This window comes from Pantoea sp. B_9, assembly GCF_008632015.1.
Lineage (GTDB): Bacteria > Pseudomonadota > Gammaproteobacteria > Enterobacterales > Enterobacteriaceae > Pantoea > Pantoea dispersa.
Genome location: NZ_VWVL01000010.1, coordinates 35,947 through 62,872, shown reverse-complemented (window position 1 = coordinate 62,872; position 26,926 = coordinate 35,947). Strand labels below are relative to the sequence as shown.

21 protein-coding genes and 3 pseudogenes are annotated in these 26,926 nt (G+C 55.6%); 11 read left to right on the top strand and 13 right to left on the bottom strand.

Annotation, left to right across the window (positions count from 1 at the left end):
* Both F3I21_RS21960 and F3I21_RS21955 read right to left on the bottom strand, forming a co-directional pair.
* Nucleotides 1-870: pseudogene (locus F3I21_RS21960) on the bottom strand (IS3 family transposase); the annotation flags it as partial.
* A gap of 160 nt (nucleotides 871-1,030) precedes the next feature.
* Nucleotides 1,031-1,960, bottom strand: coding sequence for a GlxA family transcriptional regulator (locus F3I21_RS21955; RefSeq protein WP_104187750.1), 930 nt, complete (start codon nucleotides 1,958-1,960; stop codon nucleotides 1,031-1,033).
* 89 nt (nucleotides 1,961-2,049) lie between these two features.
* Between F3I21_RS21955 and F3I21_RS21950 the strand changes: the two genes are divergently transcribed.
* From F3I21_RS21950 to F3I21_RS21935, 4 genes and pseudogenes are all read left to right on the top strand, one after another.
* Nucleotides 2,050-2,748 carry a DJ-1/PfpI family protein gene (locus tag F3I21_RS21950; RefSeq protein ID WP_072208567.1) on the top strand — a complete coding sequence of 233 codons (699 nt, stop codon included), beginning with the start codon at nucleotides 2,050-2,052 and terminating at the stop codon, nucleotides 2,746-2,748.
* 30 nt (nucleotides 2,749-2,778) lie between these two features.
* Entirely contained in the window at nucleotides 2,779-3,528 is a 750-nt protein-coding gene (locus F3I21_RS21945) for an HD domain-containing protein (RefSeq protein ID WP_081049456.1), read from the top strand.
* Nucleotides 3,529-3,936: 408 nt separating this feature from the next.
* A pseudogene (locus F3I21_RS21940) lies at nucleotides 3,937-4,209 on the top strand (S24 family peptidase); the annotation flags it as partial.
* Nucleotides 4,206-4,736 (top strand): annotated as a pseudogene (locus F3I21_RS21935) (LysR substrate-binding domain-containing protein); the annotation flags it as partial. The pseudogenes F3I21_RS21940 and F3I21_RS21935, both read left to right, overlap by 4 nt.
* 268 nt (nucleotides 4,737-5,004) lie before the next feature.
* On the opposite strand, the gene F3I21_RS23650 reads toward F3I21_RS21935, so the two are convergent.
* The 8 genes from F3I21_RS23650 to F3I21_RS21895 form a co-directional block, all read right to left on the bottom strand.
* A complete protein-coding gene (locus F3I21_RS23650; protein WP_058775716.1) occupies nucleotides 5,005-5,286 on the bottom strand; it encodes a DnaT-like ssDNA-binding domain-containing protein in 282 nt (93 codons plus the stop codon).
* 847 nt (nucleotides 5,287-6,133) lie between these two features.
* Complete coding sequence (gene cobA, locus F3I21_RS21925) at nucleotides 6,134-6,964, bottom strand: uroporphyrinogen-III C-methyltransferase (RefSeq protein WP_150059742.1); 831 nt, start codon at nucleotides 6,962-6,964, stop codon at nucleotides 6,134-6,136.
* Nucleotides 6,961-9,582 (bottom strand): nitrate reductase, encoded by a 2,622-nt coding sequence (locus F3I21_RS21920; protein WP_150059741.1) that lies wholly within the window; start codon nucleotides 9,580-9,582, stop codon nucleotides 6,961-6,963. The genes cobA and F3I21_RS21920 overlap by 4 nt, the downstream gene beginning before the upstream one ends.
* Entirely contained in the window at nucleotides 9,579-13,652 is a 4,074-nt protein-coding gene (gene nirB, locus F3I21_RS21915) for a nitrite reductase large subunit NirB (RefSeq protein WP_150059740.1), read from the bottom strand. Before nirB ends, F3I21_RS21920 begins: the two co-directional genes overlap by 4 nt.
* Nucleotides 13,653-13,662: 10 nt before the next feature.
* Nucleotides 13,663-14,451 (bottom strand): ABC transporter ATP-binding protein, encoded by a 789-nt coding sequence (locus F3I21_RS21910; RefSeq protein ID WP_021508711.1) that lies wholly within the window; start codon nucleotides 14,449-14,451, stop codon nucleotides 13,663-13,665.
* Between the two features lie 10 nt (nucleotides 14,452-14,461).
* A complete protein-coding gene (gene ntrB, locus F3I21_RS21905) occupies nucleotides 14,462-15,334 on the bottom strand; it encodes a nitrate ABC transporter permease (protein ID WP_021508712.1) in 873 nt (290 codons plus the stop codon).
* The gene (locus F3I21_RS21900) at nucleotides 15,334-16,596 is read right to left on the bottom strand and encodes a CmpA/NrtA family ABC transporter substrate-binding protein (protein WP_104187745.1); all 1,263 of its coding nucleotides are present in this window, start codon (nucleotides 16,594-16,596) and stop codon (nucleotides 15,334-15,336) included. The genes ntrB and F3I21_RS21900 overlap by 1 nt, the downstream gene beginning before the upstream one ends.
* A 262-nt stretch (nucleotides 16,597-16,858) precedes the next feature.
* Nucleotides 16,859-18,082, bottom strand: coding sequence for a nitrate regulatory protein (locus tag F3I21_RS21895; RefSeq protein WP_021508714.1), 1,224 nt, complete (start codon nucleotides 18,080-18,082; stop codon nucleotides 16,859-16,861).
* Nucleotides 18,083-18,373: 291 nt separating this feature from the next.
* Here F3I21_RS21895 and F3I21_RS21890 point away from each other — a divergent pair, with 291 nt between their 5' ends.
* The 3 genes from F3I21_RS21890 to F3I21_RS21880 all read left to right on the top strand — a co-directional run bounded on the left by F3I21_RS21890 (nucleotide 18,374) and on the right by F3I21_RS21880 (nucleotide 20,995).
* Entirely contained in the window at nucleotides 18,374-18,619 is a 246-nt protein-coding gene (locus F3I21_RS21890) for a ParD-like family protein (protein WP_010615787.1), read from the top strand.
* Nucleotides 18,616-19,401, top strand: coding sequence for a type I methionyl aminopeptidase (map, locus tag F3I21_RS21885; protein ID WP_150059739.1), 786 nt, complete (start codon nucleotides 18,616-18,618; stop codon nucleotides 19,399-19,401). The genes F3I21_RS21890 and map overlap by 4 nt, the downstream gene beginning before the upstream one ends.
* 268 nt (nucleotides 19,402-19,669) lie before the next feature.
* Nucleotides 19,670-20,995: an MFS transporter gene (locus F3I21_RS21880; RefSeq protein ID WP_249219514.1), complete on the top strand. Its 1,326-nt coding sequence runs from the start codon at nucleotides 19,670-19,672 to the stop codon at nucleotides 20,993-20,995.
* A gap of 6 nt (nucleotides 20,996-21,001) precedes the next feature.
* Here F3I21_RS21880 and F3I21_RS21875 read toward each other — a convergent pair whose 3' ends face one another.
* A complete protein-coding gene (locus F3I21_RS21875) occupies nucleotides 21,002-21,928 on the bottom strand; it encodes a LysR family transcriptional regulator (protein WP_021508717.1) in 927 nt (308 codons plus the stop codon).
* 137 nt (nucleotides 21,929-22,065) lie between these two features.
* Here F3I21_RS21875 and hpxD point away from each other — a divergent pair, with 137 nt between their 5' ends.
* Nucleotides 22,066-23,097, top strand: a complete 1,032-nt coding sequence (gene hpxD / locus F3I21_RS21870; RefSeq protein WP_150059738.1) for a molybdenum cofactor-independent xanthine hydroxylase subunit HpxD — start codon at nucleotides 22,066-22,068, stop codon at nucleotides 23,095-23,097.
* Nucleotides 23,098-23,107: 10 nt separating this feature from the next.
* Nucleotides 23,108-24,070 (top strand): PDR/VanB family oxidoreductase, encoded by a 963-nt coding sequence (locus F3I21_RS21865; RefSeq protein WP_150059737.1) that lies wholly within the window; start codon nucleotides 23,108-23,110, stop codon nucleotides 24,068-24,070.
* Between the two features lie 18 nt (nucleotides 24,071-24,088).
* Here F3I21_RS21865 and F3I21_RS21860 read toward each other — a convergent pair whose 3' ends face one another.
* The gene (locus F3I21_RS21860) at nucleotides 24,089-24,595 is read right to left on the bottom strand and encodes a ferritin-like domain-containing protein (protein ID WP_041387188.1); all 507 of its coding nucleotides are present in this window, start codon (nucleotides 24,593-24,595) and stop codon (nucleotides 24,089-24,091) included.
* Nucleotides 24,596-25,086: 491 nt separating this feature from the next.
* Here F3I21_RS21860 and F3I21_RS21855 point away from each other — a divergent pair, with 491 nt between their 5' ends.
* Together F3I21_RS21855 and F3I21_RS21850 are read left to right on the top strand one after the other, a co-directional pair.
* On the top strand, nucleotides 25,087-25,251 hold the full coding sequence (locus tag F3I21_RS21855) for a general stress protein (RefSeq protein WP_010615780.1): 165 nt from the start codon (nucleotides 25,087-25,089) through the stop codon (nucleotides 25,249-25,251).
* A gap of 492 nt (nucleotides 25,252-25,743) precedes the next feature.
* On the top strand, nucleotides 25,744-26,076 hold the full coding sequence (locus F3I21_RS21850; protein ID WP_150059736.1) for a four-helix bundle copper-binding protein: 333 nt from the start codon (nucleotides 25,744-25,746) through the stop codon (nucleotides 26,074-26,076).
* A 59-nt stretch (nucleotides 26,077-26,135) separates the two neighbouring features.
* Here F3I21_RS21850 and F3I21_RS21845 read toward each other — a convergent pair whose 3' ends face one another.
* Nucleotides 26,136-26,909 (bottom strand): SDR family oxidoreductase, encoded by a 774-nt coding sequence (locus F3I21_RS21845; RefSeq protein ID WP_150059735.1) that lies wholly within the window; start codon nucleotides 26,907-26,909, stop codon nucleotides 26,136-26,138.
* Between the last annotated feature and the right edge of the window lie 17 nt (nucleotides 26,910-26,926).

Genomic DNA, 26,926 nt, shown 5'->3' with positions numbered 1-26,926 from the left:
CTCGTGTATTGACTGCCCTGATCAGAATGAACCAGTACCTGTTTTTGAGGATTACGCCTCCACACCGCCATTAATAATGCGTTCAGGACAATCTCTTTTGTCATGCGGGGTTGCATTGACCAGCCGATAACTTTCGTGAGAACAGGTCAACCACCACGGCCAGATACAGCCAGCCTTCGTGGGTTCGGATGTAGGTTATGTCCGTCACCCAACGCTCATCCGGTGATTACGGATTGAACTGCCGCTGGAGCCTGTTCGGTACCACGATGCTGGCTTCGCCTTTACGTGCCCGTGGGCTACGGTACCCAACATGAGCTTTTATTCAGGCACGCTTCATCAGCCGCCAGACCCGATTCACCCCGCACTGCTGTCCGGTATCACGCAGATCGGGATGGATCTTGCGATAACCATAGACACAGCCAGACTCAAGCCAGAACTGTTTGATCTGCCCGGTCAGCATCTGGTCTGTCTGGTGACGCTGTGAATGTGGCTGCTGAAGCCAGAAATAAAATCCCCTCGGATGGACATCCAGAACCCGACAGAGCAAACGAACAGGCCAGCAACGGCGGTTGTCGCGGATAAAGGCGTACCTCAGTCGGACAGCTTTGCGAAGTACGCCGCGGCTTTTTTTAATATGTCCCGTTCGTCTGTAACCCGCTTCAACTCTTTCTGAAGGCGGCGGATCTCGGCCTGAGCATCTGACTGTTCATTATTAGTGGAAGAATCCGGACCGTACTTCTTTATCCAGGCGTAAAGACTGTGAGTGGTGATACCAAGACGTGTTGCAACACTGGAAACAGAATGAGCACGATCAACAACCTGTTTGACTGTTTCAATTTTAAACTCTTCAGGATAACGCTTATCGCTCATGGGCACCTCTCTTTAAGCCATCTTAAATGACTCCGAGGTGTCTGTTAAAGCCGTGGCGATTCAATTCTGCGCTATGAGGCGCGTTTAAATAACCAAACCGCCGCTTGGGAAAAAACATTTACTCTTGAATATTCTTACAATTACAATGCGGGCTGTCATTTCAATTCCTGAAGGCTTGAGGGAGTTTTTTATAATGCCGTTGAAAAGCCCTTCTCATTCTGGCTGAGTTACCGAACCCGCAGCATCTGGAAACTTTTTCTACGGAAAGCCCTGATGTTTCCAGAAGAGACTTTGCTGAATCCAGACGAATTTTTTCAACCGCTTTGGCAATGGTTTCACCTGTTTCTTTAGTAAAAAGCCTGGTGAGTTGCCTTGAGCTAAGGCAAGCAACCTCAGCTAAACTTTCAACTCGCAAGTCATGATCTAAATGCGTATGAATATAATTCAAAACAGCTTTAATTTTTGATGACTGAGGTTCTAAAAATAAAACAGGTGAAAATTGCGATTGTCCCCCTGTGCGGCGCTGCGCGACAACAAGTTCCTGAGCAACTTTTAATGAGACTGCAGTGCCAAGATTATCCTCAATTATCGCAAGCGCGAGATCGATACCGCTGGATATTCCTGCTGATGTCCAAACGCCACCATCTTTCACGAACAGAGCATCAGTGGATAGTACTACATCAGGGTATAAATCACTAAAAATATGCCTATATTTCCAGTGAGTAGTAGCGGTTTTCCCATCCAGAAGACCCAACTCAGCGAGGACAAAAGCTCCTGTGCAGATACTGCCAAAACTTTTACTGGATAGGCAGGCTTTCTTCAGCGCTCTACCTTCCTGGCTATCTCTTGAGATATTCCGGCCTCCCTGACCTCCTACAACCAACAGTAAATCGAAGGATTGCTCCGGGTAGAGTTTTTGAGATTCAATTGAGAATCCAGCTGTACACGTAACAGCACCACCCCTCATGGATAAAACATGTTGTTTATAAACAATATGATGCCCCGTGAAGCTCACGAACTGAAAAGCAGCCAATGGCCCACTAAGATCTAAAAGTTGAAAATCATCAAAGATGTAAAAACCTATGTTCATAATGTCCTTTTTTGAATGATTAATGTCATTTTGGCCACCACTATAGATGGTAGGCTCATTTCAGGCCATTACAATCTTAGGGATTCATCATGTCTAATTTCTTCAAAGTATTGATTCCAATCTATAACGGCGTAACGCAGCTTGATTTCACTGGTCCTTACCAGTTCTTTTCCCGTACACCTCAGTTCGAAACAATTCTCGCATCAGTAGACGGTGAAAATGTTTATGCTGACGGCATGCATTTCACAGGGCTCAGGGATCTCATGTATGAGAAAGAATGTGACATACTGTGTGTTCCAGGTGGAAGTGGATGTACGGATGCTATTGAGAACGATAGATATATGGAATCAATAGTAAAACTGGCTCATACAGCATCTTATATAACCTCTGTTTGTTCTGGTTCATTAATACTCGGCGCTGCCGGTTTACTCTCAGGAAAGAGAGCAGCCTGCCATTGGGCATGGCGTGATCAGCTCAGCTTGTTTGGCGCGATACCGGACGAAGGCCGAGTGGTAAAAGATGGAGATGTCATAACGGGTGGAGGCGTTACCGCAGGTATTGATTTTGCTCTGGTATTGATTGGAGAGCTTTGCGGTGAAGATGCAGCCATGCAAGTTCAGCTGGGGCTGGAATATGCACCACATCCCCCCTATGAAGCTGGACGTCCTGAGACAGCCCCAGCCTGGATTGCTGCCAAACTAAAAGAAGCATCAGCCACAAGAGTAAGCGAGCGTTTGCATATTTTAGAAAATGCTGCCAGAAAAATTAGCAAAACAATGCATTCCTGACTCTTTAATTAGTGGATATGAAGATCTTTTATGAATCGTAGAGAATTTATTTCATCATGTTGTTGTGTGCTGTGTGCATCTGCGCCAATGTTCAAAGCAATGGGTAAGACTACCCAAGCCATACCTCTTTCCAGATTCAACGGCGAATTGCCAGCAACATTGGCAGGGGTTACTATACCCCATACACGCTTCACTGATGGGGCTACTGAGCTTGTTGCTTCATGCTCATCAGCTCCCCTTTTCAATCATGTTGTAAGAACATATTTATTCGCAGCTTCTATTGGAAAAAAACTTGGTAAAGCTTTTGATGAAGAAATGCTTTATTTAGGTTGTATAATGCACGACCTGGGGCTTACCGAAAAGTTCATCAAAGATGCCAGATTCGAACTGGATGGAGCTGATGCGGCACGGCAGTACTTAGTCGATAACAAATTCCCTGAGGAAAAAGCAGAAGTTATCTGGGATGCAATCGCTTTACATGCAACAATGGAATTGCCGGAACGAAAAAGGCCAGAGATTGCGCTTGTCCATTTAGGTGCTTTTATGGATGGGGGGATGAATGCAAATATTTTCCCCTTGTCATTCTTTGAAGAAGTATTTGAGGAATTTCCGCAAAATGGAAACAAAACGCACTTTATCGAACTCGTTGCTAATGTTTTGAGAAAAAAACCTCATACTGCCTATCTTTCCTTTGAAAAAGATATTGGAGTAAAAATGGTAGAAGGCTTCCCAACAGTTAACTATTGCGATATTAAACCAAACTATCCTTTTAATAGATAACAAACCTTTTATTGCCTGTTATAACACAGCGTTTACGCAAGGAGCAGCGGTCGTGTCGAAAGAGCGTCATTCACCTACGCCGGAATGAACCGATAACGCAGATTACGCTTAATTCTGGATTTTAACAAAACCTGCCCGGCCACAAAGAGCCGGGCTCTAAAGATACAGCCCGGCTCTCCATGTCTCCCGGCCCTGAGCTGAGCATAGTGGCGCCGTTCTGTATCTGCCATGCTGACCTTAATAAAAAATCTCCCGGCGAGTCAGTCAGATGGCTTCGCTTCTGCACCAACCGTTTCAATCCCTCTTGCCAGATAATTCCGCCCCAACAATACTGTATGCATGAACAGTAAAATAACAGGAGGAATTTTATGCGCGATTTACTCAGCTCTTTCGCAGTCACACTGCAGCATGGCAAGGGCATCAGATCATGAACCCAGTAGCTGTACCGCCGGCCTGACGCTCCTCTGGCCACCCATTTTTACGCCCCGGGTCCGGGTGCCGCTTTATGCCGATCCGTGCGCCGCCGGCTTTCCCGCCCCTGCGCAGGATTACGTCGAGAAAGAACTTGATCTGAACGAACTGTGCATCCGCCGGCGTGCATCAACCTTCTTCGTGCGCGCCAGCGGCAACAGCATGCGGGACCTGGGCCTCTGCGACGGCGACGTCATGGTGGTTGACCGGATATTTACCTGATGATAGGCGTGAGTGACCGGCAGGTCGATCTCGTACAGGAGGGAGTCGACTGCGTGATCAGAACAGGTGAGCTACTAAACTCCACGCTTGTTGCCCGTCCACTGGGGAAGTTCCGCTGGATAACCTGCGCCTCTCCGGACTATCTCAGGGAGTACGGGATCCCCCGTTCTCCTGGAGATTTATCAAATCATCGGGCTATACACTACTTTTCCGGGCAGGCCCAGCGTACCAGCGAGTTACGTTTTGTCCAGGGGACGGAAGCGCTTTCTGTATCGGTCAGCGGTCAGGCAGCCGTTAACGAGACGGGACTCTATATAAAAATGTGTCTGGAAGGTTTCTGGCTTGCCCAGCTTGCTGAGAGCGTTGTATCAGAGCACCTTCAGAAGGGAGCGCTGGTTGAAGTGCTGGCCGACTGGCAGCCGTCATCAGTCCCGGTCAACTTACTTTACCCACATCAGAAATTCCTTTCCCCTGCCGTAAGCGCATTTGCAGACTGGATAAATGAAATTATGTGACACCTCAGTAGACAATGTATCGACTCTCAAATGCTTTTGAAATTTAAATAGATTATCCATTGCACTTACGCCAAAGTATGTCGCAGCGCATAATGACCACCCCGGAAGAGCTACGCCCCGCGCTGAGCAGTATTCCATTGACGAAATGTCCCTGGACCTGACCGGCATTGATGGCAGCGAGGACGGTGAGCATTTCTGCCGGCGCCTGCACTGGCCAGACTGACACCCAAAAGTTTCCAAAATCAGCAGATGAATCTGTAAAGCTCCCCTACCCTCCCCTGAACCCTTCAGGTATTTCATAATCCATCCCAGATACCAGCATGCAGTCTCGTCTTTCTCTGGAGCGCTTAGAGGAAAGGTGTTTGCGCCCCTTTTCAATATAGCGTGCCAGTTTCAATTCCCACTGACTCTGGTAGTACGCCACGCTTTCTGCTTTCCAGTAATTCACGAAATCAGCCAGCTGCAGCCTGTCAGGTGCAGCTGAAATCTTAATATCTATACGATTGGCGGTGTCACTAAACGTTGCTGAAGGCTGCCACCCGTCAAACATAACAAATTTATTTTCAGGTAATTCTGGGGTAGTAGCAGAGCGGAGACCCGGTCCGGTACGCCCGGAAAATCTGACGCAGGCATTTACGCGCGCGAACCCGCTGCGGTCTGGATGAGGCGGACAACCCGCCCACTTTCCATGAGATCCGCAGTTTATCGGGAAGGTTATATGAAGCGCATTAGGATGAGGTGTTTACACAGCGGTTAATCTCTCCATGACACCGAAGTATCCTGACCCCCGTGGCGATGAGTACGTACTGGTATGAGGCATAGGCAATTACGGACAAACTCCGCAAATTTACGCACAGCTGAAAATCTGACCTTGCAAATCATGTCGTTGTGGATATGCTATATACATATCATACTTGTTAAAAAACGCACATTTAATCTAGTAAATTCAAAGAGATATGCGCTAACCACCGGCTTATGAATGGTAGCAATACTAATCAAAGCATCTCTTTATAATCAGACAGTTAGAATTTTTTCGGCCTCTATTCGGACAGATTTCGGCCAGCCTATACCAGCCAGAATAAAGTTTACCTGGACTGAGAAGAAAAAAGTATGGCGCGACTGGCAGTGGTCAATGTCAGGTTGTGATGAAGCGTTCTGGATACCATGCAAACGTATCTCAGTGTCCGACAGATTGCCGATTGTGTAATGCAGCGATAGCGTTTATTCAGGGTAAAATCTTAAGAAAAATGTCTGAGTGAGGTAACTGTCAGGCATCAGTTTCATGTGAAAGGCGCTTAAGATAGGGGCTCTCACTAACATATTCGCCGATAATGCTTCTTACGACCGTCTCACCCCCAGCCGCAGAAACCGTGTCCCTTCCTTCGGCACGGTGAGCATCAGTGCGCTGCAATATCACTTAACTCCAATTCACACCCATGCGTTGCAACTCGATCGGCACGGTAATAGCGCACCACATCGCCCACAATCAGTAACGACGGCGACACCGGTTTTTGCTGTTCAACAGTTTCAGGCAACCCGGCCAGCGTGGTGATCAGCACCCGCTGGTTCTGACGCGTACCGTTTTCAATGATCGCCACCGGCGTCGCCTCGCTGCGGCCATATTCCCGTAACCGGGCGCTAATCACGCTGCTCCAGCTTAATCCCATGTAAAACACCAGCGTCTGATTGGTCGCGGTCAGCGCCGCCGCATCCAGCTGCGGTTCGCCGCTGCGCCCGTGTCCGGTGATAAAGCGCAATGACTGGGCACAGTCACGGTGCGTCAGCGGAATGCCGCTGGCAGCCGCACAGCCCACTGCGGCGGTAATACCTGGCACCACTTCGCAGACAATATTCGCCTGCTGCAGGCTGACCATCTCTTCACCGCCACGGCCAAAGATAAAGGGATCGCCGCCTTTTAAACGCACGACATTGCGCCCGCTGGCAGCCAGGTCCACCAGCAGTTGATTAATCTGAGTCTGCTTCAGGCCGTGATGACCCGGCTGTTTACCCACGTCGATACAGAGTGCACTGCTGGCGACTTCCGCCATCACCGCTTCGCTGACCAGGCGATCATAGACCACGACATCCGCACGTTGCAGCAGGCGCAGCGCCTTGACTGTCAGTAGATCCACATCCCCCGGTCCGGCCCCTACCAGCCAGACTATGCCAGGGCTGGACGCGTTGTCCGGCGCCAGCAGTTTATCTAAAGGGTTGATCGCAATCATCATTCTTCCTCCGGTACAGCAACGGAAAGCAAAAGGTGTTTTAGCTCCGGCAGGCAGGAGCCGCAGTTGGTACCACAGTTGAGTGCGTTACCCAGTGCCTGAGTGCTGTGACAGCCCTGTTTAATCGCCTGTAAGATGGTGTTTTCCCCAACGCCAAAGCAGCTACAGATCGTCCGGCCAGCCACGGCACGTTGTGCCGATTGTCCCGCCAGCAGAGCATGCCGGTCCGCCGCATTCACAGGTGCCTGGCGAAAAGCCTGCGCAACCCAGTCATGATTGATCTCGGGTAAAGACGCGCCTGCATAAAAGACCAGGTGCAGCTCACCGTTACGCCAGGCCAGCAGGCGGTAATGCGGTTCCGCCGCATGAGCGGTTTGCAGTTGCAGCCCGGCCAGCGGGATCGTTGCCATGAGCCACTGTTCTGGTGAACCGTCTCCAGCCACGCTAAAGCGTTGCACGCCCTCATAGGGTGTTCGCGCCCAGTAGCGCAGCGCATCAGGCGGGCTTGCGTCGCGCTGCCAGAGCCAGCCCTGCCAGCTGGCGTTGAGCGGGTGGATACGCACAGCGGTTTGTTTAAATGCAGGCTGTGCCGAGACTGGACAGCGGGTTGAAGCCACCAGTCCGCCAACCGTGCCCTGCAGGCTGAACTGTCGGTTCCAGTGCATAGGGACAAAGATCTCACCGCGCCGCAGACCGCTGTCCAGCGTCACACGCACCGTCACCCAGCCCGCGTCGGACTGCACCCGTGCCAGTGCGCCCGCGCACAGGCCATAGCGTTGTGCGTCCTGCGGATGCAGGGCTGCAAATGGCTCATCACAATGCTGCATGAGCCGGGGAACCAGGCCGGTACGCGTCATGGTGTGCCACTGATCGCGGATCCGTCCGCTGTTCATTAATAACGGGTAAGCCGTTTCGCACACCACTGGCTGCGGCGTGGCCGGTGGCAACAGGCGGGCTTTACCATCAGGATGGTAAAAGTGCCGGTCGCTAAACAGCCGGGCGCAGCCCTCGGGATAACGAGCGTTGATTGGCCACTGTACCGGCTTCATCGCATCCCACTGTGCGTCGCTCATACCGGCCAGACCGCTGATATCAAAGGCGCGCTGGCCGTTGTTCTCAAACCCCGACAACGCCGCATGCTCGCGGAAGATGGCTGCCGGATGCGTCCAGGTAAAGCCTTCATGAAAGCCCAGACGCTGGGCGACCTGCGCGAGTAACCACCAGTCCGGTTTAGCTTCTCCGGCCGGAGGCATAAACGCGCGCTGACGGGAAATCCGGCGTTCAGAATTGGTCACGGTGCCGTTCTTTTCCCCCCAGCCCTGCGCGGGTAGCAAAATATGCGCAAAGGCGGTGGTATCCGTTTGCGCCAGCACGTCTGACACAATTACCAGCGGACAGGCAGCCAGCGCCCGGGCAATGCGATTGCCTTCTGGCATCGAAACCGCCGGATTGGTGCCCATAATCCACACAGCTTTGATTGCTCCACGGTCAATGGCGTCAAACAGATCAACCGCCGTCAGGCCGGGCTCACGCGCCATACGCGGACTGCGCCAGAAACGCTGTAAACGGTCGCAATCTTCTGCGGTGAAACTCATATGCGCCGCCAGTTGGTTGGCCAGCCCCCCTACTTCCCGCCCGCCCATCGCATTCGGCTGTCCGGTCAGCGAAAACGGGCCGCAGCCGGGTCGGCCAATCTTGCCGCTCAGCAGGTGCGCATTGAGAATAGCATTGTTGTTGTCACTGCCGCTTTGTGACTGGTTAATGCCCATGCACCATAAGGTCAGTACGCGCTCATGCCGGGTAAACAACCCGTAGAACGCGGCGATCACTTCATTGCTGATATCACAATGGGCTGCCACCGCCGCACCATCCCACTGCCGCGCGGCCCGTAAGGTTGTGTCTACACCGTCCAGATGCGGCAGCATCGTGACGTCAATGCCGTCATGCTGTTCCAGCCAGTGCAGCAGGCCCGAGAACAGGGCCGGATCGCTGCCCGGCCGGAGCGGTAAATGCAGATCGGCGAATTCACAACTGGCCGTGCGGCGCGGATCGATAACCACAACCTGCATCTCAGGGCGCTGCACTTTTGCCTGTTTCAGGCGCTGAAACAGCACCGGATGGGCCCAGGCGGCGTTCGAGCCGACAAGAATGACTACCTCGGCCTCATCCAGATCCTCGTAACAGCACGGTACGGCATCCGCCCCAAATGCCCGTTTATAGCCTGTCACCGCGGAGGCCATACACAGGCGTGAATTGGTATCGATGTTGGCGACGCCGAGAAAGCCTTTCATCAGCTTGTTCGCCACATAGTAATCTTCCGTGAGCAACTGGCCGGAACCGTAGAAAGCCACCGCCTCCGGGCCATGCGCATCGATAATCCTGCGCAAACCATCAGCCGCGGCATCCAGTGCCGTCTCCATGCTGACCCGCTGGTGATGAAGCTGAGGATGCAGCAACCGTCCGGCCTGTGTCAGGGTTTCGCCCAGTGCCGCGCCCTTTACGCATAGCCGCCCGGCATTCGCCGGATGACGGGTATCGCCACTGACCTGAGGCGACGCGCTCTGCGGCTGCGTGACCTCGACGCCGCAGCCCACCCCGCAATAAGCGCAGGTAGTTTTCATGATGCCTGCGCCATCAGGTTAAGCGGACGGTTTGCGACCCAGACCTGGCCGTCCTCCAGTTTAACCGGCCAGCAACGCAGCTGATGCTGGGGATTATCAAGGCTCTGTCCGTCACGCAGGCGTACACGCTGTTTGTAAAGCGGCGAGATCACCACCGGCTCCCCCGCAACATCACCAAGGATACCGCGTGACAGTACGCTGGCTTCGCTGCCCGGCTCACGATCCTCCAGCGCATAACAGTCATCACCCATGCGGAATAAGGCAATACGGACGCTGCCAAGACGGGCTCCGATGCCGGCCTCTGGCGGAATGGCCTCCAGTGGGCAGATTTCGCTCCAGCGTTCGGCGGGCAGATGCATCAGAGGAATACCACTGGCCTTGTGTGGCTGGCGCTGTCCGCGCACGCGTGCATAGTGCAGCGTTTCATCCGGCTGGTCGCTGTTCACTGTGGCGGTAAACAGCGCACGTCGCGAGGGATCGGCCAGCGTGGTCTGCCATTCGCATTGCCAGGTGTCCACCACCTGTTGCATTTCCTGTTCCAGCGTGGCGGCGATCCCCAGGCTGTCATGAATCACCACCTCACGCAGGTAGTCCAGCCCGCCCTCCATGTTATCCATCCAGACGCTGGTACGCTGCAGGCGATCCGCCGTGCGCACGTAGAACATCAGAATCCGGTCGACGTACTGGATTAGCGTGTCATCGTCCAGATCGCTGGCAAACAGTTCCGCATGGCGCGGCTTCATGCCGCCATTGCCGCAGACGTACAGGTTCCAGCCGTTTTCCGTGGCGATGACCCCGATATCTTTACTTTGTGCTTCCGCACATTCGCGGGTGCAGCCGGACACCGCCATCTTGATCTTATGCGGTGCGCGCAGGCCCTTATACCGGTTCTCCAGCGCGATGGCGAAGGCGGTAGAATCCTGCACGCCATAACGGCACCAGGTCGAGCCGACGCAGGATTTCACCGTACGCAGGGATTTTCCGTAGGCATGACCGGTTTCAAAACCGGCTTCCAGCAGGGTTTCCCAGATAGCAGGCAGCTGGTCCAGCCGCGCACCAAACAGATCGATACGCTGGCCGCCGGTAATTTTGGTATAGAGATCGTAACGCACGGCCACTTCGCCGATGGCAATCAGGCCCTGTGGCGTGATCTCGCCCCCCGGCACGCGCGGTACGACCGAATAGGTGCCATCTTTCTGGATATTGGCAAAGTAACGGTCATTCGTGTCCTGTAACGGTAAATGTGCCGGTTTCAGCAGGTAATCGTTCCAGCACGAGGCCAGTAGCGACCCCACCAGCGGTTTGCATACCTCGCAACCACAACCCCGTCCGTGGCTGGCCAGCAGATCGTCAAAGGTTTTGATGCCATTAATACGGATCAGGTGATACAGCTCCTGACGGGAATAGGCGAAGTGCTCACAGATGTCTTTTTTAACAGCGACGCCCAGGTTTTCCAGCTGAAGCTCCATCACCTGTTTTACCAGCGCGGCGCAGCCGCCACAGCCTGTTGCGGCTTTAGTGCAGCTTTTTATACTGGCCATATCGCCACAGCCACTCTGCACCGCATGGCAGATATCGCCTTTACTGACGTTATGGCAGGAACACACCTGGGCACTGTCCGGCAGCGCAGCGACGCCCAACCCTTTGGCCGGCGCGCCATTCAACGCAGGCAAAATCAGCGCTTCCGCTGCCGTCGGCAGCGGCATGGCGTTTAACATCATTTGCAGGAGCGTGGCATAGTCGCTGCTGTCTCCCACCAGCACGCCGCCCAGCAGTCGTGCATTGTCGGCGCTAACCACGATCTTCTTGTAAATGCCTTTTGGCCCGTTGGCCCAGTGGTAGCTCAGGCTGCCCGGCGTTTTGCCGTGCGCATCGCCAAAGGAGGCGACTTCTACGCCCAGCAGCTTCAGTTTAGTGCTCATGTCGGCACCGGTGAACTGCGCCGGTTCGGCCGCCAGATGCCCGGCCAGCACACGCGCCATCTGGTAGCCAGGCGCTACCAGGCCAAAAATCTGCCCGTTCCACAACGCGCATTCGCCGATAGCATAAATGTCGCTGTCACTCGTCTGGCATTGATCATTGATGGTAATGCCGCCGCGCGGCCCCACGCTGATGTCGGCGCTCCGGGCCAGCTCATCACGCGGGCGGATACCGGCAGAGAACAGCACCAGATCGGTGGCCAGCTCGCCGCCATCGGCAAAGTGCAGCACCAGGCTGCCGTCAGGCTGGGTGGCAATCTGTTCGGTCTGCTTCGAGGTATGCACCGTCACGCCCAGCGAGTCGATCTTTTGCCGCAGCATCAGCGCCCCGCCGTCATCCAGTTGCACGGCCATCAGGCGCGGCGCAAACTCAACCACGTGCGTCTCCAGCCCCAGCTGCTTCAGCGCATTGGCGGCTTCCAGCCCCAGCAGCCCGCCGCCGATCACCACGCCGCGCTGACTCTGGCGGGCACAAGCTGCGATGGCATCCAGATCGTCCAGCGTGCGGTAGACAAAGCAGCGCCCGGCGTCATGGCCGGGTACCGGTGGTACAAAGGCGCGGGAGCCGGTGGCCAACACCAGCTTATCCCAGGCCAGCTCACGTCCCGCGCTGTCACGCAGGCTGCGCTGCTGGCGATCGATCGCCTCTACCCGGCAACCGCTGCGCAGTTCAATTGCGTTCCGGGCAAAAAAATCCTCGCTCACCAGCGACAACTCTGTTGCCGTTTTACCGGTGAAATACTCAGAAAGGTGAACCCGATCGTAAGCCTGATAGCGCTCTTCGCCGTAGACCACAATGTGATAATGCTGATGCAGGTTACGGGCGACCAGCTGCTCCAGAAAATGGTGGCTGACCATGCCGTGACCCACCACGGCTAATACAGGTTTCGTTTGGCTCATCACAGGGTTTCCTCCAGCCAGCGGCTGCGTTTCAGGTTCATCAAGGCCGAACAGCGTATTCACAGAAACCGGTCCGGCATTATGGAGTTGGTTCAGCAGCGCGCCACTTTGCTGGCAGTCGCCATACAGCAGCACGCCGTTCAGTCGGCCGTCTTTGAGGAACAGGCGGCGATAGTGCCCGGCGATCGGGTCAAAACTGGTGACAGACGGGGCTTCGCGAACGTCACCAGCGCTAAACAGGGAAATGCCGCTGACTTTGAGACGGGTGCCCGTGGCCGCACTGTAGAAATCTCCCTGAGGCCGATCGGCCAGTTGCGCCGCCAGAATCTTTGCCTGGGCCAGACAGGGCGCGACCAGACCGAAGGTCTCGCCGCTGATTTCACAACATTCGCCTACGGCATAAATTCCGGCGTGCGCAGTGCGCAACTGGCGATCCACCAGAATGCCGCGCTGACAGGGAATACCGGCGGCCTGCGCCAGGGCGATCGCCGGCTGGACACCAATGGCCATCACCACCTGCTGCGCCGCCAGCACACGGCCATCGTGGAGGATCACGCTATCCGTGCGGATCGCCGCAAGGCTGGCATTCAGTTCACAGCGAATGCCGCGCGCCCGGAGCTGAGCCAGCAGTAATTCCCCTGCCCTGATATCCAGCTGTCTGTCCAGCAAACGTGACTGACGATGAATCAGCGTGACCTGACGTCCCTGCGCCTGAAGTCCGGCGGCGGCTTCAATACCCAGATAGCCCCCACCGACCACCACTACCGGACCGTGCCCGGCCAGCAAAGTGTTCACATCCTGCAGCGTGCGAAACGTGCTGACATGCGGCAGGTCGCTGCCTGGAACAGACGGCCTGCAGGGCTGCGATCCGGTTGCCAGTACCAGGCGGTCCCAGTGCAGCAGGCGCTGGTCGGTGCGTAAGGTCCGCTCAGCAATATTCACCTGTTCCACCGTCTCTCCCACCCGCAATGTTATGCCGTGACGGTGATACCAGTCAGGGTCGTGGATCAGCGTTTGCTCAACGGTGGTTTCTCCGGCCAGCAGCGGCGACAACAGCACACGGTTATAGTTGCCGTGCGGCTCACGGCCAATCACAGTGATGTCGTAACGCATCGGCGCCAGCTGCAACAGAGTTTCTACCATGTGCATGCCCGCCATCCCGTTACCCGCAACCAGCAGCCGTTGTCTCATGGTGTCGTCCTTATGCCGCCGAAGTCTGTTTTTCGTAGAGAAAATGCAGCACTTTCTGGCGCAGCTGGTGATAACGCACGTCATCCGCCAGCGCCACGCGTGAACGCGGCCGGACCAGGTCGATCGTCAGGATATCGCCCACCTGCGCCGCCGGACCGTTGGTCATCATCAGTACCCGATCGGACAGCAACACGGCTTCATCCACATCATGGGTAATCAGGACGATGGTGGTGTTCAGCGCCTGCTGGATGCGCATGACGCTGTCCTGCAGATGCGCGCGCGTTAAGGCATCCAGCGCACCGAAGGGTTCGTCGAGCAGCAGCACGCGAGGTTTCATTGCCAGCGCGCGGGCGATACCGACACGCTGCTTCATGCCGCCGGAGATCTCGCCGGGGCGTTTATGCATGGCATGACTCATTTGCACCTGGTTCAGGTTGTGCTCGATCCAGTCACGCATTTCCGCCTTGTTCATCTTGCCTTTAAACACCTGCTCTACCGCCAGCTCAACGTTCTGATACGCCGTCAGCCAGGGCAACAGCGAGTGGTTTTGAAACACAACGGCGCGCTCAGGGCCGGGGCCGGTGACTTCGCGGTTATCGCATAACAGGACGCCGCTGGTAGGTCGGGTTAAACCGGCGATCAGGTTGAGCAGCGTGGATTTACCACAGCCGGAGTGGCCGATCAGGCTCAGGGTTTCCCCCTGATGAATATCAAAGCTGACATTATCGAGCGCCAGAAAATCGCCGCCGGAAGTGGTAAAACGCTGGCTGACCTGCTGTACACGAATGATAGGTTGCATAGTGTTCCCCTTATTTATCCCAGCTAAAGCGACGCGCCAGCAGCATCAGTCCCTGCTCCAGTAGCAGGCCGACGACGCCAATCAGCAAAATGGCAATCAGGATGTTTTCAACATTGAGGTTGTTCCACTCGTTCCAGATCCAGAAGCCGATCCCCAGGCCTCCCGTCAGCATTTCGGCAGCCACGATCACCAGCCAGGCGATACCAATCGACAGGCGGACCCCGGTCAGCACCGCAGGCAGAACGGCGGGAAACAGGATGCGGCGCAGGATGGTCCATTCCGACAGTTGCAGCACGCGCGCCACATTGAGGTAATCCTGTGGAATGCGCTGTACACCTTCGGCGGTATTAATAATCATCGGCCAGATAGAACAGATAAAAATGGTCCAGCTGGAGGCCGGTTCGGCGCGCTGGAACAGCAGCAGGCCGATAGGCAGCCAGGCCAGCGGGCTGACCGGACGCAGTAGCGCGATAACCGGATTGAACATGCGTGCCACAAAGGCAAAACGCCCCAGCAGAAAGCCTGCGGGAATCCCCACCAGCGCGGCCAGGCCAAAGCCGATAGCGACGCGCTGCAGCGAGGCCAGCACATTCCAGCCGATGCCCTGATCGTTAGGGCCGTTGTTATAGAACGGATCGGCGAACAGGATTTTCGCCGCTTCCCAGGTGGCGTACGGGCCGGGAAAGCCTTTGCTGGAAAGGGCCGCGATCTGCCAGATCAGAAGCAGAAGCATCACACCGCACAGCGCGGGAATGGCACGCTGCAAAAACGGACGCAGGCGCGCAGGCGAGCGCATCTTTTTTGGCGTGACCTGAAGGGGCACCACCGTGGCCCGGGTGGGCAGCGTCTCAGGCTGCGTCAGGGAGCGAGTCTGGCTTTTCATCACGACCTCTCTTTGTGGTTAATGGCAAAGCTGGCGGCGTAAACGGCAGGATTCGTGCCATCCCACACCTTGCCGTCGATCAGGGTGCTGCTGCGCATCTCACTGCCGGGCAACGTGATGTTGCCGACGGCGCTCGCTGCCTGTTTGTAGATATCAATTCGGTTGATCTGCTTTGCGACGCCCAGATAGTCCGGATCCTCGGTCAGCATTCCCCAGCGCTTAAGCTGGGTGAGGAACCACATGCCATCGGACAGATACGGGAAACTGACGCTGCCGTCATGGAAGAAGCGCATCGCATGCGGGTCTTGCCATTTGTGTCCCAGCCCGTTTTCGTACTGGCCGAGCATGCGACCCTGCAGAATCTCAGGTTTGGTGTTGATCCAGGCGCGTCCGGCCAGCACCTGCGCCGTTTCGCGGCGGTTATCATCGGAGGCATCGATCCAGCGTGCCGCCTCCAGGACAGCCGCCGTCAGCGCGCGCGCCGTATTGGGGTTTTCTTTCACCCACGCGGCGCGGGTGCCAAGAATTTTTTCGGGGTGATCGGGCCAAATCTGCTGACTGGTAGCGACGGTAAAACCAATATCATCACTGATGGCGCGCTGATTCCACGGCTCGCCCACACAGAAGCCGCTCATATTGCCAATCTTCATATTCATCACCATCTGCGGCGGCGGCACGACGACAGTGCGCACGTCATCAAATGGATTGATACCGGCATTCGCCAGCCAGTAGTAGAGCCACATCGCGTGGGTACTGGTCGGAAAGGTATGCGCAAAGGTGAGACTGCCTTTGGCCTTGCTGTCGATGGTCTTTTTCAGGCTGGCGGCATCGGTGACCTTTTGCGCTTTAAGCTGGTTCGACAGGGAGATTGCCTGGCCATTGTTATTGAGCGTCATCAGGTTCGCCATCGCATGCTGAGGGCCGGCAACGCCCAGTTGCAGGCCATAGATCATGCTGTACAGGACGTGTGCCGCATCGAGCTCACCGGAGATCAGTTTGTCGCGGACGGCTGCCCAACTGGCTTCTTTACTGGGCTGTAGCGTCAGACCATATTTTTTGTCGAAGCCTTTCACCGAGGCCATGACGACCGGCGCACAGTCGGTCAGTGGAATAAATCCCACCCGCACGGTGGCTTTTTCTGGCGCATCGGAACCCGCCGCCCATACGGCGTTGCGCAATCCCGGCAACAGCCACAGCCCGCCAGCGGCGGCGCTGGATAACAGCAGTTGACGTCGAGACAGTGAAACTGGCGATTTGCTCATTTTTTGCCACCCTCAGGAAATAAAAAAAGGCGTCCTCTCCACTGCTTTAACAGGGAGATGGACGCCTTTATCCAAAAGCACTCGCTTTACCGCCGTTGGCAAAGCAAATGCATACACTTAATAGGGTAAAGCAAACTGCATGCCAGCTTTGAAACGGCCCTGCGCGTGGCGATCAGGGCTTTCGCCGGGCTGGTTTTTTAACCGATTTTGCACGTTTGTGACGCAGACCACGCACAAGCATTGTGCAGCTAACGCTTTAGAGTTATCTCTTCATTGTGGCTGCCACCGTGACGATCGCCTGGGCGATTTCCGGTAGCCGTTTATTCTGATCCATCGCGCTTTTACGCAGCCGTTGCCAGGCGTGCTCTTCACTCAGCCCATGCTGCTGCATCAGCCAGGTTTTGGCCTGGTCGAGCAGTTTGCGCTCTTCCAGCGTGGCGCGCAGGGTGGCCAGCTCATTGGCCTGATGCTGTAAACGCTGAGACTGCTCCGTGATCAACGACAGCAGTGAACGACCCAGCTGGGGTGCCAGCCCGTCGCTGTTCAGCGCACCGGACTCGGTGGGCAGCCAGTCCACCCCGGAGACATATAATGTAAAATCGCAGCCCGACTGCGCCACATGCAGAGGTTCAGCTGCCTGATGCTGTGCCAGTGCGATCGCCTCGCGGCAGCGCAACATCAGCGTGGCTGACAGCCGATCCTCCAGCAATTTCATTTGGTCGATGCGCTGTGACAGCAGCGAAAACCAGTGCAGCGCGCCACTGTCGTCCCGCCGACCGTCGGTACAGGCAATGCGTCGCAGTCGTTCAATTTCACGACTGGCCTGCGCCAGCGGCTGCCAGTGGTGTAAAACCGCCTCATCGGCAAACTGCTGGAAGGTCGAAAAGCTTTGTTCCTGTGCTTCAATTAAGGCCACCATGGCGCTGCGCTGCTCCGCGCTGAATTGTCCGGCAGCAAAGCCGGCCGCTCCCAGGGCGCGTTCCTGTCCCGTCAGCTCTTTGCCCTGCATAAAGCTGAACAGCGCAATGAGCGCGCGGGTAATGTCAGGATGGCTGGCGGTGTCGGCGGCCTCAAAAACCAGGTTCAGTAAGCTACGGATAATGGTACTGAACGCCGCAACGGCCTGCGCGTGCGCGATCTGCTGTTGCGTAATCTGCTGGCGCAACGCCGGTAATCCGGCCAGGGCCTGCAGCGCGGCGGCGATCAGGTTGCAGAAGCGGCTGTATCCCGGCTGGGCTTCAACCCTGGGTAAGGCCTGGCAAAAATCCCGTTGGCAGCGCGTCACATCCTGCTCACTGGCGAGCCGCTGCTCGCCGTAAAGCCTGCCTTCTGAACATATCCACAGATTGCTCGCCCCCCGCTCGCGCTGAAGCTGATGCACCAGCTCGCTGACGGTGGTAATGAGTTTGCCGGTCTGGCGAAGGCGTTGCAGGCTGGCAATATCGCTTTGCCTTGAGGCCTGTAACCAACTCAGTGCGTCATCCATTGCTCCCCCACCCTTTGATGCCAAAAAGTGAGTCAAGCAAAAGCCGTGCCGTTTTCGTATCACCTCATTTCTCTTCACGAGAATCGCAGCGGCTGCCCGGTCATAAAAATCTTTCTATGACCAAAAAGTATCCCGGTCCGCGTGGAGACGAGAACGTAGTGGTCTAAACAATGTATTTGATTTTCTGACAAATTTCGCAAATTTACGCACAGCTGAAAATCTGACCTTGCAAATCATGCCGTTGTGGATATGCTATATACATATCATATACGTTTCATATAAAGGCCAGCCATGGGTATCGTCAAAATTTCGGATTTAATGCATGAGAACCTGCGCATTGCCAGCACGGCGCTCAGTCGTTCGATCAACGCGCAGGCGGAGCACTGGATGAAAATCGGCATGCTAGCCGAACTTTATCCGCAGCTCAGCCATCAGGAACTGACGCGTCTGCTGATGCGGGTCGAACGTGATGGCGGCGCTGAACTGGCGCAGCTGCTTGACCAACCTTCCTTTATTCCGCAGGGAATCGCGCAATGAGTATTAAACTGCATACCGCTGAAGAGATTGAACGGGCGCGCGCCGCCGGTCACGCCGCCGCCAAAGTCCTGGAGATGATCGCGCCCTGGGTGAAACCCGGCGTTACCACCGATGAACTGGATCGCCGCTGTCATGACTATATTGTCAATGAGCTAAAGGTCATTCCGGCTAACATTGGCTATCAGGGTTACACCCGTACCGTTTGCACCTCGGTCAATCACGTGGTGTGCCACGGTATTCCGGGCGAGAAAAAGCTCAAAGACGGTGACATCGTCAATATCGACGTGGCGGTCATCAAAGACGGCTGGTACGGCGACACCAGCCGCATGTATTTTGTTGGTCAGCCTTCGGTACGCGCTAAGCGCCTGGTTGACGTGACGTATGAATCAATGGTGGCAGGCATTCGGGTGGTGAAACCCGGTGCAACGCTGGGCGATATCGGTGCGGCTATTCAGCAGGTCGCCGAAAAGGCCGGGTTTTCCGTGGTACGCGAGTATTGCGGTCACGGCGTCGGCGAGATCTACCACGGCGATCCTCAAATTCTGCATTACGGTACGCCGGGCCAGGGACTGGCGCTGCAGGCTGGCATGATTTTTACCATTGAGCCCATGATTAACGCCGGCAAAGCGGGCACCAGCGTGCTGTCCGATGGCTGGACGGTGGTGACCAAAGATCGCTCCCTGTCCGCGCAGTGGGAGCACACTGTCGCCGTCACGGATACCGGCTTCGACCTGCTCACACCCTGGCCGGAGGGGACCGGTGATTACGCCGCGATCGTTTAACGCCTGCCAATCGTCCAATCTGTGATCTCTATTGTAGTACAATCAAAATAGATTGTACTACACTGCTAACTCATGACGATTTATATCGCTCATGTGCAATATCACTATCGGCATAGTTAATGCTGCCGCGTGGCCGAAATAAAATGATTTTTATTTTCGGCTGCACTTCATTTATTGCTTAGCAAGCGAAACAGATCATTCATGACATCGCTACCCTTGCGCCTGTCTGCCGGCGCGGAGTGGCGTAATGCTGCGTGACGAGGTGGATATGATAAGTTCCGATGTTTCTGGTTCTACGTTGAGTCAATTAAATAAGCGCATCATCCCGTTTATCGTGATCTGTTATTTTGTCGCTAATCTCGATAAAACCAATATCTCTATCGCTGCGCTGCAAATGAATGCCGATCTCGGGCTTACCACCAGCATGTACGGCCTCGGTGTCGGCATGTTCTATATTTCCTACATTCTGTTTGAGATTCCCAGCAATGTCATTATGACCAAAGTCGGTGCCCGGCGCTGGATAGCGCGCATTATGATTACCTGGGGCATTGTCAGTACCGGCATGGCGCTGGTTCATAGCGCCAATCAGTTATATGTGATGCGTTTTTTACTCGGTATGGCCGAAGCCGGTTTTGCGCCGGGTATTATCTATTATATTTCCTGCTGGTTCCCTAAAAGTAACCGCGCACGGGCAATGTCTTTCTTTTACATGGGATCGGTGGGCGCGTCAATTATTGGTCTGCCCATTTCCGGTGCCATTCTCAATATGCATGGCATTGCCGATATCGCAGGCTGGCGCTGGCTTTTCGCGCTGGAAGGCATTCCCGCAGTGGTGCTTGGTTGTCTGGTGCTGTGGCGCTTACCCGATAAGCCCGACGATGCTGTCTGGTTAACTACACCGCAAAAACACTGGCTGCGTCAGCGCCTCGAACAGGACAATCTGGGTGTTACCCTGAATAAGAACCACTCCTGGCTGCAGGCATTAAAAGATCGTACGGTGTTATTGCTTAGTCTGGTGTGGTTTTTACAGGCGTTCGGCTCCATCGGCATTACGTTGTTCATGCCGTTGATTATTAAAAGCATGGCCGCAGAGCAGAGTAATTTTATTATCAGCCTGTTATCCGCCCTGCCCTTTGTGATGGCCTGCGTATTTATGTATTTAAACGGACGCCATTCCGATCGCAGCGGTGAACGCGCCTGGCATATGGGCTTGCCATTAATTTTATCGGGCCTGGCATTAACCGGCGCGATTTATTCGGGCAGCCTGCTGCTCGCCTATATTTTGCTGGTCTTCACCGTCGGGCTTAACTTTGCCCTGACGCCAATATTCTGGGCCGTGACCACAGAAAAATTAGCTGGCGTAGCCGCTGCGGCATCGATTGCCTTTATCAATACGGTGGCAAACTTTGTCGGACTGGGTTTACCGCCGCTGCTGGGAAAAATGAAAGATGCGACGCAAAGTTATCACTCAGGATTGCTGATTGTGGCGATAGCGCTGATTGCCGGCGGTATTCTCGGTATTATTATCGCCCGTCCATCGGGCGGTGCCGGTGCCAGCAAAACCCGCGCGCCGCATGCCGAAACCGGGCACTGAACGTGATTACGGCCCGCCTGCGGGCCTGACACTGGCCATCGCCTCTATCACCTCAGTCATACGCTGAATCACCATCTGCGCCGCCCGCGACAGCTGGCGCGACGGCGCAGTACACAGCGCCAGGGTCAGCGGTCGCATCACGCTATGCCTGAGCGGTACAAAGCAGAGCTGGTTCTCCTGCACCTCGGTCATCACGTCCAGCAGGCTCAGCACGCTGATGCCGGTGCCCTGCGCGATCAGGCTGCGAATCAGGCGGATGTCGTTACAGGCGATAATGTTTTCCGGCGCCAGGCCCTGCTTGCGGTACAGCGCATCGACACGTTCGTGGACCACCAGCGCGGCGCCAGGCACAATGTGTCGCTCATGACTGAGTTCGCTGAGCGACAGCAGCGGCCTCGTGCTAAGCGGATGGTCAGCGGCCATCACCACGCCCATCTCCAGTTCGGCAAACGCCAGCACTTCCAGTCCGCTCTGCCCGGCGGGATCGAGAATCAGGCCAAAATCGATTTCCGACTGGCGAATCATCTGGCTGATGCGGTGGCTGTTGTCCACCGTCAGCTCCAGCCGCAGCCACTGATGCTGGCGTGCGATATCGGCGATGGCGTCTGCCACGCTGCCTTTGGTCAGCGACTGCACCAGCCCGGCCGTGACGTTACCGCGCTTGAGTCCCTGAATATCATCGAAACGCTGCCGCGTGACGCGAAACTCACGCTGCCAGCGCATCACATCGTCATACAGCAATTCTCCGGCGGTGGTCATGCGCAGCCCTTCCGGCAAACGCTCAAACAGCGGCGTACCAAAACTCTCTTCCGCCTGCAGAATCTGCCGGTTAATGGCAGAAGCGGAAACGTGCAGCTGCTCAGCGGCTTTGCGCAAACTGCCGCTGCGCGCCACTTCGGCAAAATAGACGGCAAAGCGGGAAAACGGGCTCATTGCTCACCTGTACGGTTTTTTGCAACACCTGGCTGCATTCTTGCTGATGGATTTGTACAGGCAAGCATATTAACAATGTCCTGACAAAAATGAAGCCTTCTATTTCACCTTATGTGAGCACCTGACAGGACAACAGCATGAATAACATTACGCCTCCCGCACACTGCACGTTTGAACCTGATGACTGGCTGCGTCTGGCGCGACAGTGGCATCCGGTTGCCCGTTCCTGTGATATCGCCGGCGCACCGACCAAAGCGGTGCTGCTTGACGAGCAGCTGGTGCTGTATCGTCTGCAGGGTCAGGTGGTAGCGGCACGCGACGTTTGCCCGCATCGTGGCGTCCCGCTGACGCTCGGTTTTCATGATGAAGAGGGTATCGTCTGCCCTTATCACGGCTTGCGCTTCGGTGCCGGTGGACGCTGCAATCGCATCCCGTCCAGCCCCGATCAGCCGATTCCGGCCAAGCTCAATCTGATCAGTTACGCGGTGGAAGAGCGCTTTGGTCTGATTTGGGTGTGCCTCGCGCCGGACGCTGACCAGCCCGCGCCGCTGCCCTCCATGCCGCACTGGGATGATGCCGGTTTTCAACAGATCAACTGCCCCGGTTTTGACGTCAACGGCTTTGCCGGACGCCAGGTGGAAGGTTTTCTGGATGTGGCGCACTTCGCCTGGGTGCACACGGAAACCTTCGCCGATCCCAACAACCAGGTAGTACCTGCCTATAACCCGGTCGAAACCGAGACCGGTTTTGCCGTGGATTACTGGAGCTCAGTGAGTAACTTTGCCGCTGACAGTCCGCAGCAGGCGCCGGAAGGATTTAGCTGGCTGCGTCATTTCGAGATGCATCTGCCGTTTACCGCCACGCTGACCATTCATTTCCCCGGCGAATCGCGCCTGGTGATCATGAATGCCGCGTCGCCAGTATCGGCGCGCAAAACGCGGATGTTTGCGCCCATCGCGCGTAATTTTGACCTGCACATCCCGGTCGAAGAGGTGCACGCCTTCAATCAGCGCGTGTTCGAAGAAGATCGCCTGATGGTGGAAACCCAGCAGCCGGAGCGTTTGCCGCTCGACCTGGCTCTGGAAGCGCATATTCCGGCCGATCGCAGCTCCATTGCTTATCGCCGCGGCCTGAAGCGCATGGGCTTCGGCGAATTTTTCCTGGTGTAAGGAGGCAACGATGAGTGATCTGCTGAATGTGGTGGTGGATGGCCTGTACCGTCAGGGACGTCACAATCTCAGCGTCACGCTGGTGGCGGAAAATGGCCAGCCGCTGCCGGACTGGCAACCGGGTGCGCACATTGATGTCCATCTGCGTGATGGTCTGATACGTCAGTACTCACTGACCGGACGCTGCGATGACGCGCGCGGCTATCAAATCTGTATTGCCCGCGACGGGCAATCACGCGGGGGATCACGCTACGTGCACGACACGCTGCGCCCCGGCCAGACGATTGCGATTTCGCCACCGCGCAACCTGTTTCCTCTGCAACCGGCCGCTAAAGTCATTTTGCTGGCGGCCGGAATTGGCATTACGCCGCTGTACGCCATGGCGCTGGCGCTGGAGGCCGCTGCCGTGCCTTTTGTGCTGCATTATTTTGTGCGCCAGCGCGGTGATGAAGCTTTTGCCGCCGAACTGGCGCAGCGTTTTCAGCATGGATTTTGTGAAATCTGGTACAGCAGCGAAGGCCGCAGCGCCCGTGATTATCCACCGGCGGAACTGCTTGATGCTGCCGCCGACACGCATCTGTACCTGTGCGGGCCGGAAGGGTTTATGACGCACATGCAGCAGCAGGCGCTGGCGCGCGGCTGGGACAGCGCCAATATTCACGCTGAAGCGTTCAAACCTGCCGTCCGCACGGCTGGCGCGGAAGAGGGCTTTACCGTGACGCTGGCACGCAGTGGGCAGCAATGCACCATTCCACCTGACAAAACCATTGCCACGGTGCTGCTGGAGCATGGCGTCGACGTTCCGCTCTCCTGCGAGATGGGCATGTGCGGCGCCTGCCTGACGCGGGTCACCGCCGGAGAGATCGATCATCGCGATACCGTGCAGTCTGACAACGAAAAAAGCGCCCCGGAGCAGTACATCGCCTTGTGCTGCTCGCGCAGCAAATCGGCGGAACTGGTGATTGATCTCTAGGGCGCGCGGCAAAATGACTTAATCCGTGCCGGAAAGCTCAGGTTCTGTGCGCAGCACAATGGCTTCTTCTGCCGCCTGTGGCAACAGCTGCAGCAGCCTGCTGGCCATCTGGCTTTCCTGCTGCAGGATGCGCCGCACGATCCTGACATCCTCCCCCTCTTCCGCCTGCTCTGCGGCCACCAGCAACGTCGAGTAGGTGGCGATTTTATAGTTACAGAACACGTAGCTGCTGACGGCCACACGGATGCCCTCTTCATCCTGCAGCATGTCGCTGGCGGCCTGACCGACCGCCGACATCCGGCCTAACGACTCCTTCAGCACCGACCAGCTGCTGTCATACTGGCGCAGCAGCGTTTTCACCTGCTGCTGCTGTTCACGACTTTGCTCAAGATACTGCTCAAGGCGCGTCTGCAACGCGGGATGCTCCGTCAGGCGTAACACCGCCGCTTTCAACAAGCTTTCCGCGTGTTTTTCCATAGCATGCGCATCGCGCAGCCAGTCCAGATACACAGATTCCTTCGTCATGTTTCGCTCCAAAGTAAAGTGACACCGGCCAGGCACATCAGCCGCGTTGGATGCTCGTCACTGAGCCGGCAGCACGCTCTTACCTCATCGCTTTCAGGCTGTTTATCTGAAAATAAGCGAAGCGCTAATTAAGTCCAGGCGAACAACTTAATTAAACGTAGCAAGTAAGCGCAGCTGTGCAAGAAAGGTTTTTAAGAATTGCGACAGCGGATAATTGTCATAACCTCATCGAATCACATTAGCGGCGCTAAAAGAATGCTTCCCTTTATGAAAGTAAAATGTTAACAATTCCACCCCAGATGTTTTGCCGGAATAAATCAGCTGGAATTGACTCATAGTTAAACAACCAACGTGCTGTAAATTAAAAGTTAAGATTATTCCTGGCTTGATTATGGTAAAAACATCGCTACATTTATTTTTGCTTCATGCGGGTATGAACTGAGAGGAAAAAAATGAAGGATCCAAAGAAGAAACCTGAAGAGGAAGAAAAAGTGACGCAACGTCGTGGGGGTTCAGGCAACTTCGCAGCCGATAAGGAGCGCGCGGCTGAAGCAGGCCGCAAGGGTGGTCAGGTCAGTGGCGGTAACTTTAAGAACGATCCACAGCGTGCCATTGAAGCCGGCAGGAAGGGAGGAAAGATCAGTCGTCGTAAATAAGACTTTCCCCTCTTAATACTGATTTAACCTCGATAACCTTTGGCACCACACTCTCCTGACATTGAGTTTACGCTTCGCTTAAATGCGTGATAAACCTTGTCAGGAGAGTAATTTTCTCGCTGGAAAACAATTAATCGATCAAATCTTCAGCGATCCGGCAGCATTTACCGCTTCGCTTATAATGTCTCAATTGCATCGTTTATTTACCACGAATTTAAACCATTGCTTATTTAACTAACAAATCCGCAGCGGCTATATTTGTACAAGCCACACAGACTTGTACACTTTTATTTAAGCGGTTTTTATTATCGGCGCTGATATATACACAAGCTTACAATTAGCTAACTCCGCATTATTAAAGGGATAATTGCATCTGCGATGCACCTTACCGGGGTTAATCCGCCGCTATCCACTTGATATCACCTCTGTTTTAGCTAAATTCTCTCTTCAGGCTCACATATGCGTCGTTTTACCCTGACGCTAAGGAAACCCATGAACGCTGAACTCAATGACTGTATCGCGCTGTGCTATCGCTGCGCGACCGCCTGCGACCACTGTGCAGCGGCTTGTCTGCTGGACGCTGACGCCAGTGAGATGAGCGTCTGCATTAGCCTGAATCAGCAGTGCGCGGCGCTGTGTCGCGTAACCGCCCAGCTGCTGGCTGCCCAGAGTGAACTGAGCGAGCAGCTCTGTACCATCACGTCGATGGCCTGTCAGCTGGCCGGTTGGGAGTGCCAGAAGTACCAGCATCCGCACTGTCAGACCTGTGCTGAAATTTGCCTGCAGTGCGCAGATAGCTGCATGACGGTGGGCATGGCGGAATAACGGATAGAGGTACCTGGAGGGCGGTGGCAGGTCGCCAGTGCGGCGACTGGCGACCTGGCTTAATGGTCCTGCATCACCAACCCGCCATCGACATACAGCGTCTGGCCGGTGACAAATTCGCTCCACGCTGATGCCAGAAACAGCACTGGCCCGGCGACATCCGCGGCGCGCGCCAGTCGCCCAAGCGGCGTTTGCGCTGTCAGCGCGTGGCGGACCGCTTCTGGCGTATGCTGACTGGCATCGGTGGGATACACCAGTCCCGGCGCCACGCAGTTCACCCGAATGCCCAGCGCCCCCAGTTCGGCCGCCAGCGTCCGGCTAAAGCCCGTCAGCGCGGCTTTTGCGGTAATATAGTCGTGATAAGCCACCGCTGGCCGGGCGATCAAATCACTCACCAGATTGATGATACTGCCGCGCGCGCGGCGGCGCATCAGCGGCAAGGCCGCCTGACACACGTTGTAGCAGGCGTTCACTGCGCCATCAAACTGCATCTGGTAAGCAGACCAGGACGTTTCCCAGAAGCGCTGGCGCTGGTCGGGATCGAAGCGATAAGGTGCGAAGGCATTGTTCACCACCACATCCAGTCGCCCGGTAGCGGCCTCGATCTGCTGCATCATATCGGCTACCTGTGCGGCACAGGTCACATCAGCGGCAATCGCCAGTGCCCCCCCGCCCTGTGCTTCACAGGCCGCCACCACCTGCGCAGCGGCGTCGTGATTACGTAAATAGTTGACCACGACAAACGCGCCTTCGGCGGCAAAGGCCTGGGCAATGGCGGCGCCAATACCGCGACTGGCGCCGGTCACCAGCACGGTGTGATTGCTGAATTTCATTGCGTTTCTCCACGCCC

Bases quoted from the DNA above. Each gene is read 5' to 3' on its own strand.
- F3I21_RS21955 (WP_104187750.1), bottom strand. From the start codon at position 1,960: ATGAACATAGGTTTTTACATCTTTGATGATTTTCAACTTTTAGATCTT.
- F3I21_RS21950 (WP_072208567.1), top strand. From the start codon at position 2,050: ATGTCTAATTTCTTCAAAGTATTGATTCCAATCTATAACGGCGTAACG.
- F3I21_RS21945 (WP_081049456.1), top strand. From the start codon at position 2,779: ATGAATCGTAGAGAATTTATTTCATCATGTTGTTGTGTGCTGTGTGCA.
- F3I21_RS23650 (WP_058775716.1), bottom strand. From the start codon at position 5,286: ATGTTTGACGGGTGGCAGCCTTCAGCAACGTTTAGTGACACCGCCAAT.
- cobA (WP_150059742.1), bottom strand. From the start codon at position 6,964: ATGATGATTGCGATCAACCCTTTAGATAAACTGCTGGCGCCGGACAAC.
- F3I21_RS21920 (WP_150059741.1), bottom strand. From the start codon at position 9,582: ATGAAAACTACCTGCGCTTATTGCGGGGTGGGCTGCGGCGTCGAGGTC.
- nirB (WP_150059740.1), bottom strand. From the start codon at position 13,652: ATGAGACAACGGCTGCTGGTTGCGGGTAACGGGATGGCGGGCATGCAC.
- F3I21_RS21910 (WP_021508711.1), bottom strand. From the start codon at position 14,451: ATGCAACCTATCATTCGTGTACAGCAGGTCAGCCAGCGTTTTACCACT.
- ntrB (WP_021508712.1), bottom strand. From the start codon at position 15,334: ATGAAAAGCCAGACTCGCTCCCTGACGCAGCCTGAGACGCTGCCCACC.
- F3I21_RS21900 (WP_104187745.1), bottom strand. From the start codon at position 16,596: ATGAGCAAATCGCCAGTTTCACTGTCTCGACGTCAACTGCTGTTATCC.
- F3I21_RS21895 (WP_021508714.1), bottom strand. From the start codon at position 18,082: ATGGATGACGCACTGAGTTGGTTACAGGCCTCAAGGCAAAGCGATATT.
- F3I21_RS21890 (WP_010615787.1), top strand. From the start codon at position 18,374: ATGGGTATCGTCAAAATTTCGGATTTAATGCATGAGAACCTGCGCATT.
- map (WP_150059739.1), top strand. From the start codon at position 18,616: ATGAGTATTAAACTGCATACCGCTGAAGAGATTGAACGGGCGCGCGCC.
- F3I21_RS21880 (WP_249219514.1), top strand. From the start codon at position 19,670: ATGATAAGTTCCGATGTTTCTGGTTCTACGTTGAGTCAATTAAATAAG.
- F3I21_RS21875 (WP_021508717.1), bottom strand. From the start codon at position 21,928: ATGAGCCCGTTTTCCCGCTTTGCCGTCTATTTTGCCGAAGTGGCGCGC.
- hpxD (WP_150059738.1), top strand. From the start codon at position 22,066: ATGAATAACATTACGCCTCCCGCACACTGCACGTTTGAACCTGATGAC.
- F3I21_RS21865 (WP_150059737.1), top strand. From the start codon at position 23,108: ATGAGTGATCTGCTGAATGTGGTGGTGGATGGCCTGTACCGTCAGGGA.
- F3I21_RS21860 (WP_041387188.1), bottom strand. From the start codon at position 24,595: ATGACGAAGGAATCTGTGTATCTGGACTGGCTGCGCGATGCGCATGCT.
- F3I21_RS21850 (WP_150059736.1), top strand. From the start codon at position 25,744: ATGAACGCTGAACTCAATGACTGTATCGCGCTGTGCTATCGCTGCGCG.
- F3I21_RS21845 (WP_150059735.1), bottom strand. From the start codon at position 26,909: ATGAAATTCAGCAATCACACCGTGCTGGTGACCGGCGCCAGTCGCGGT.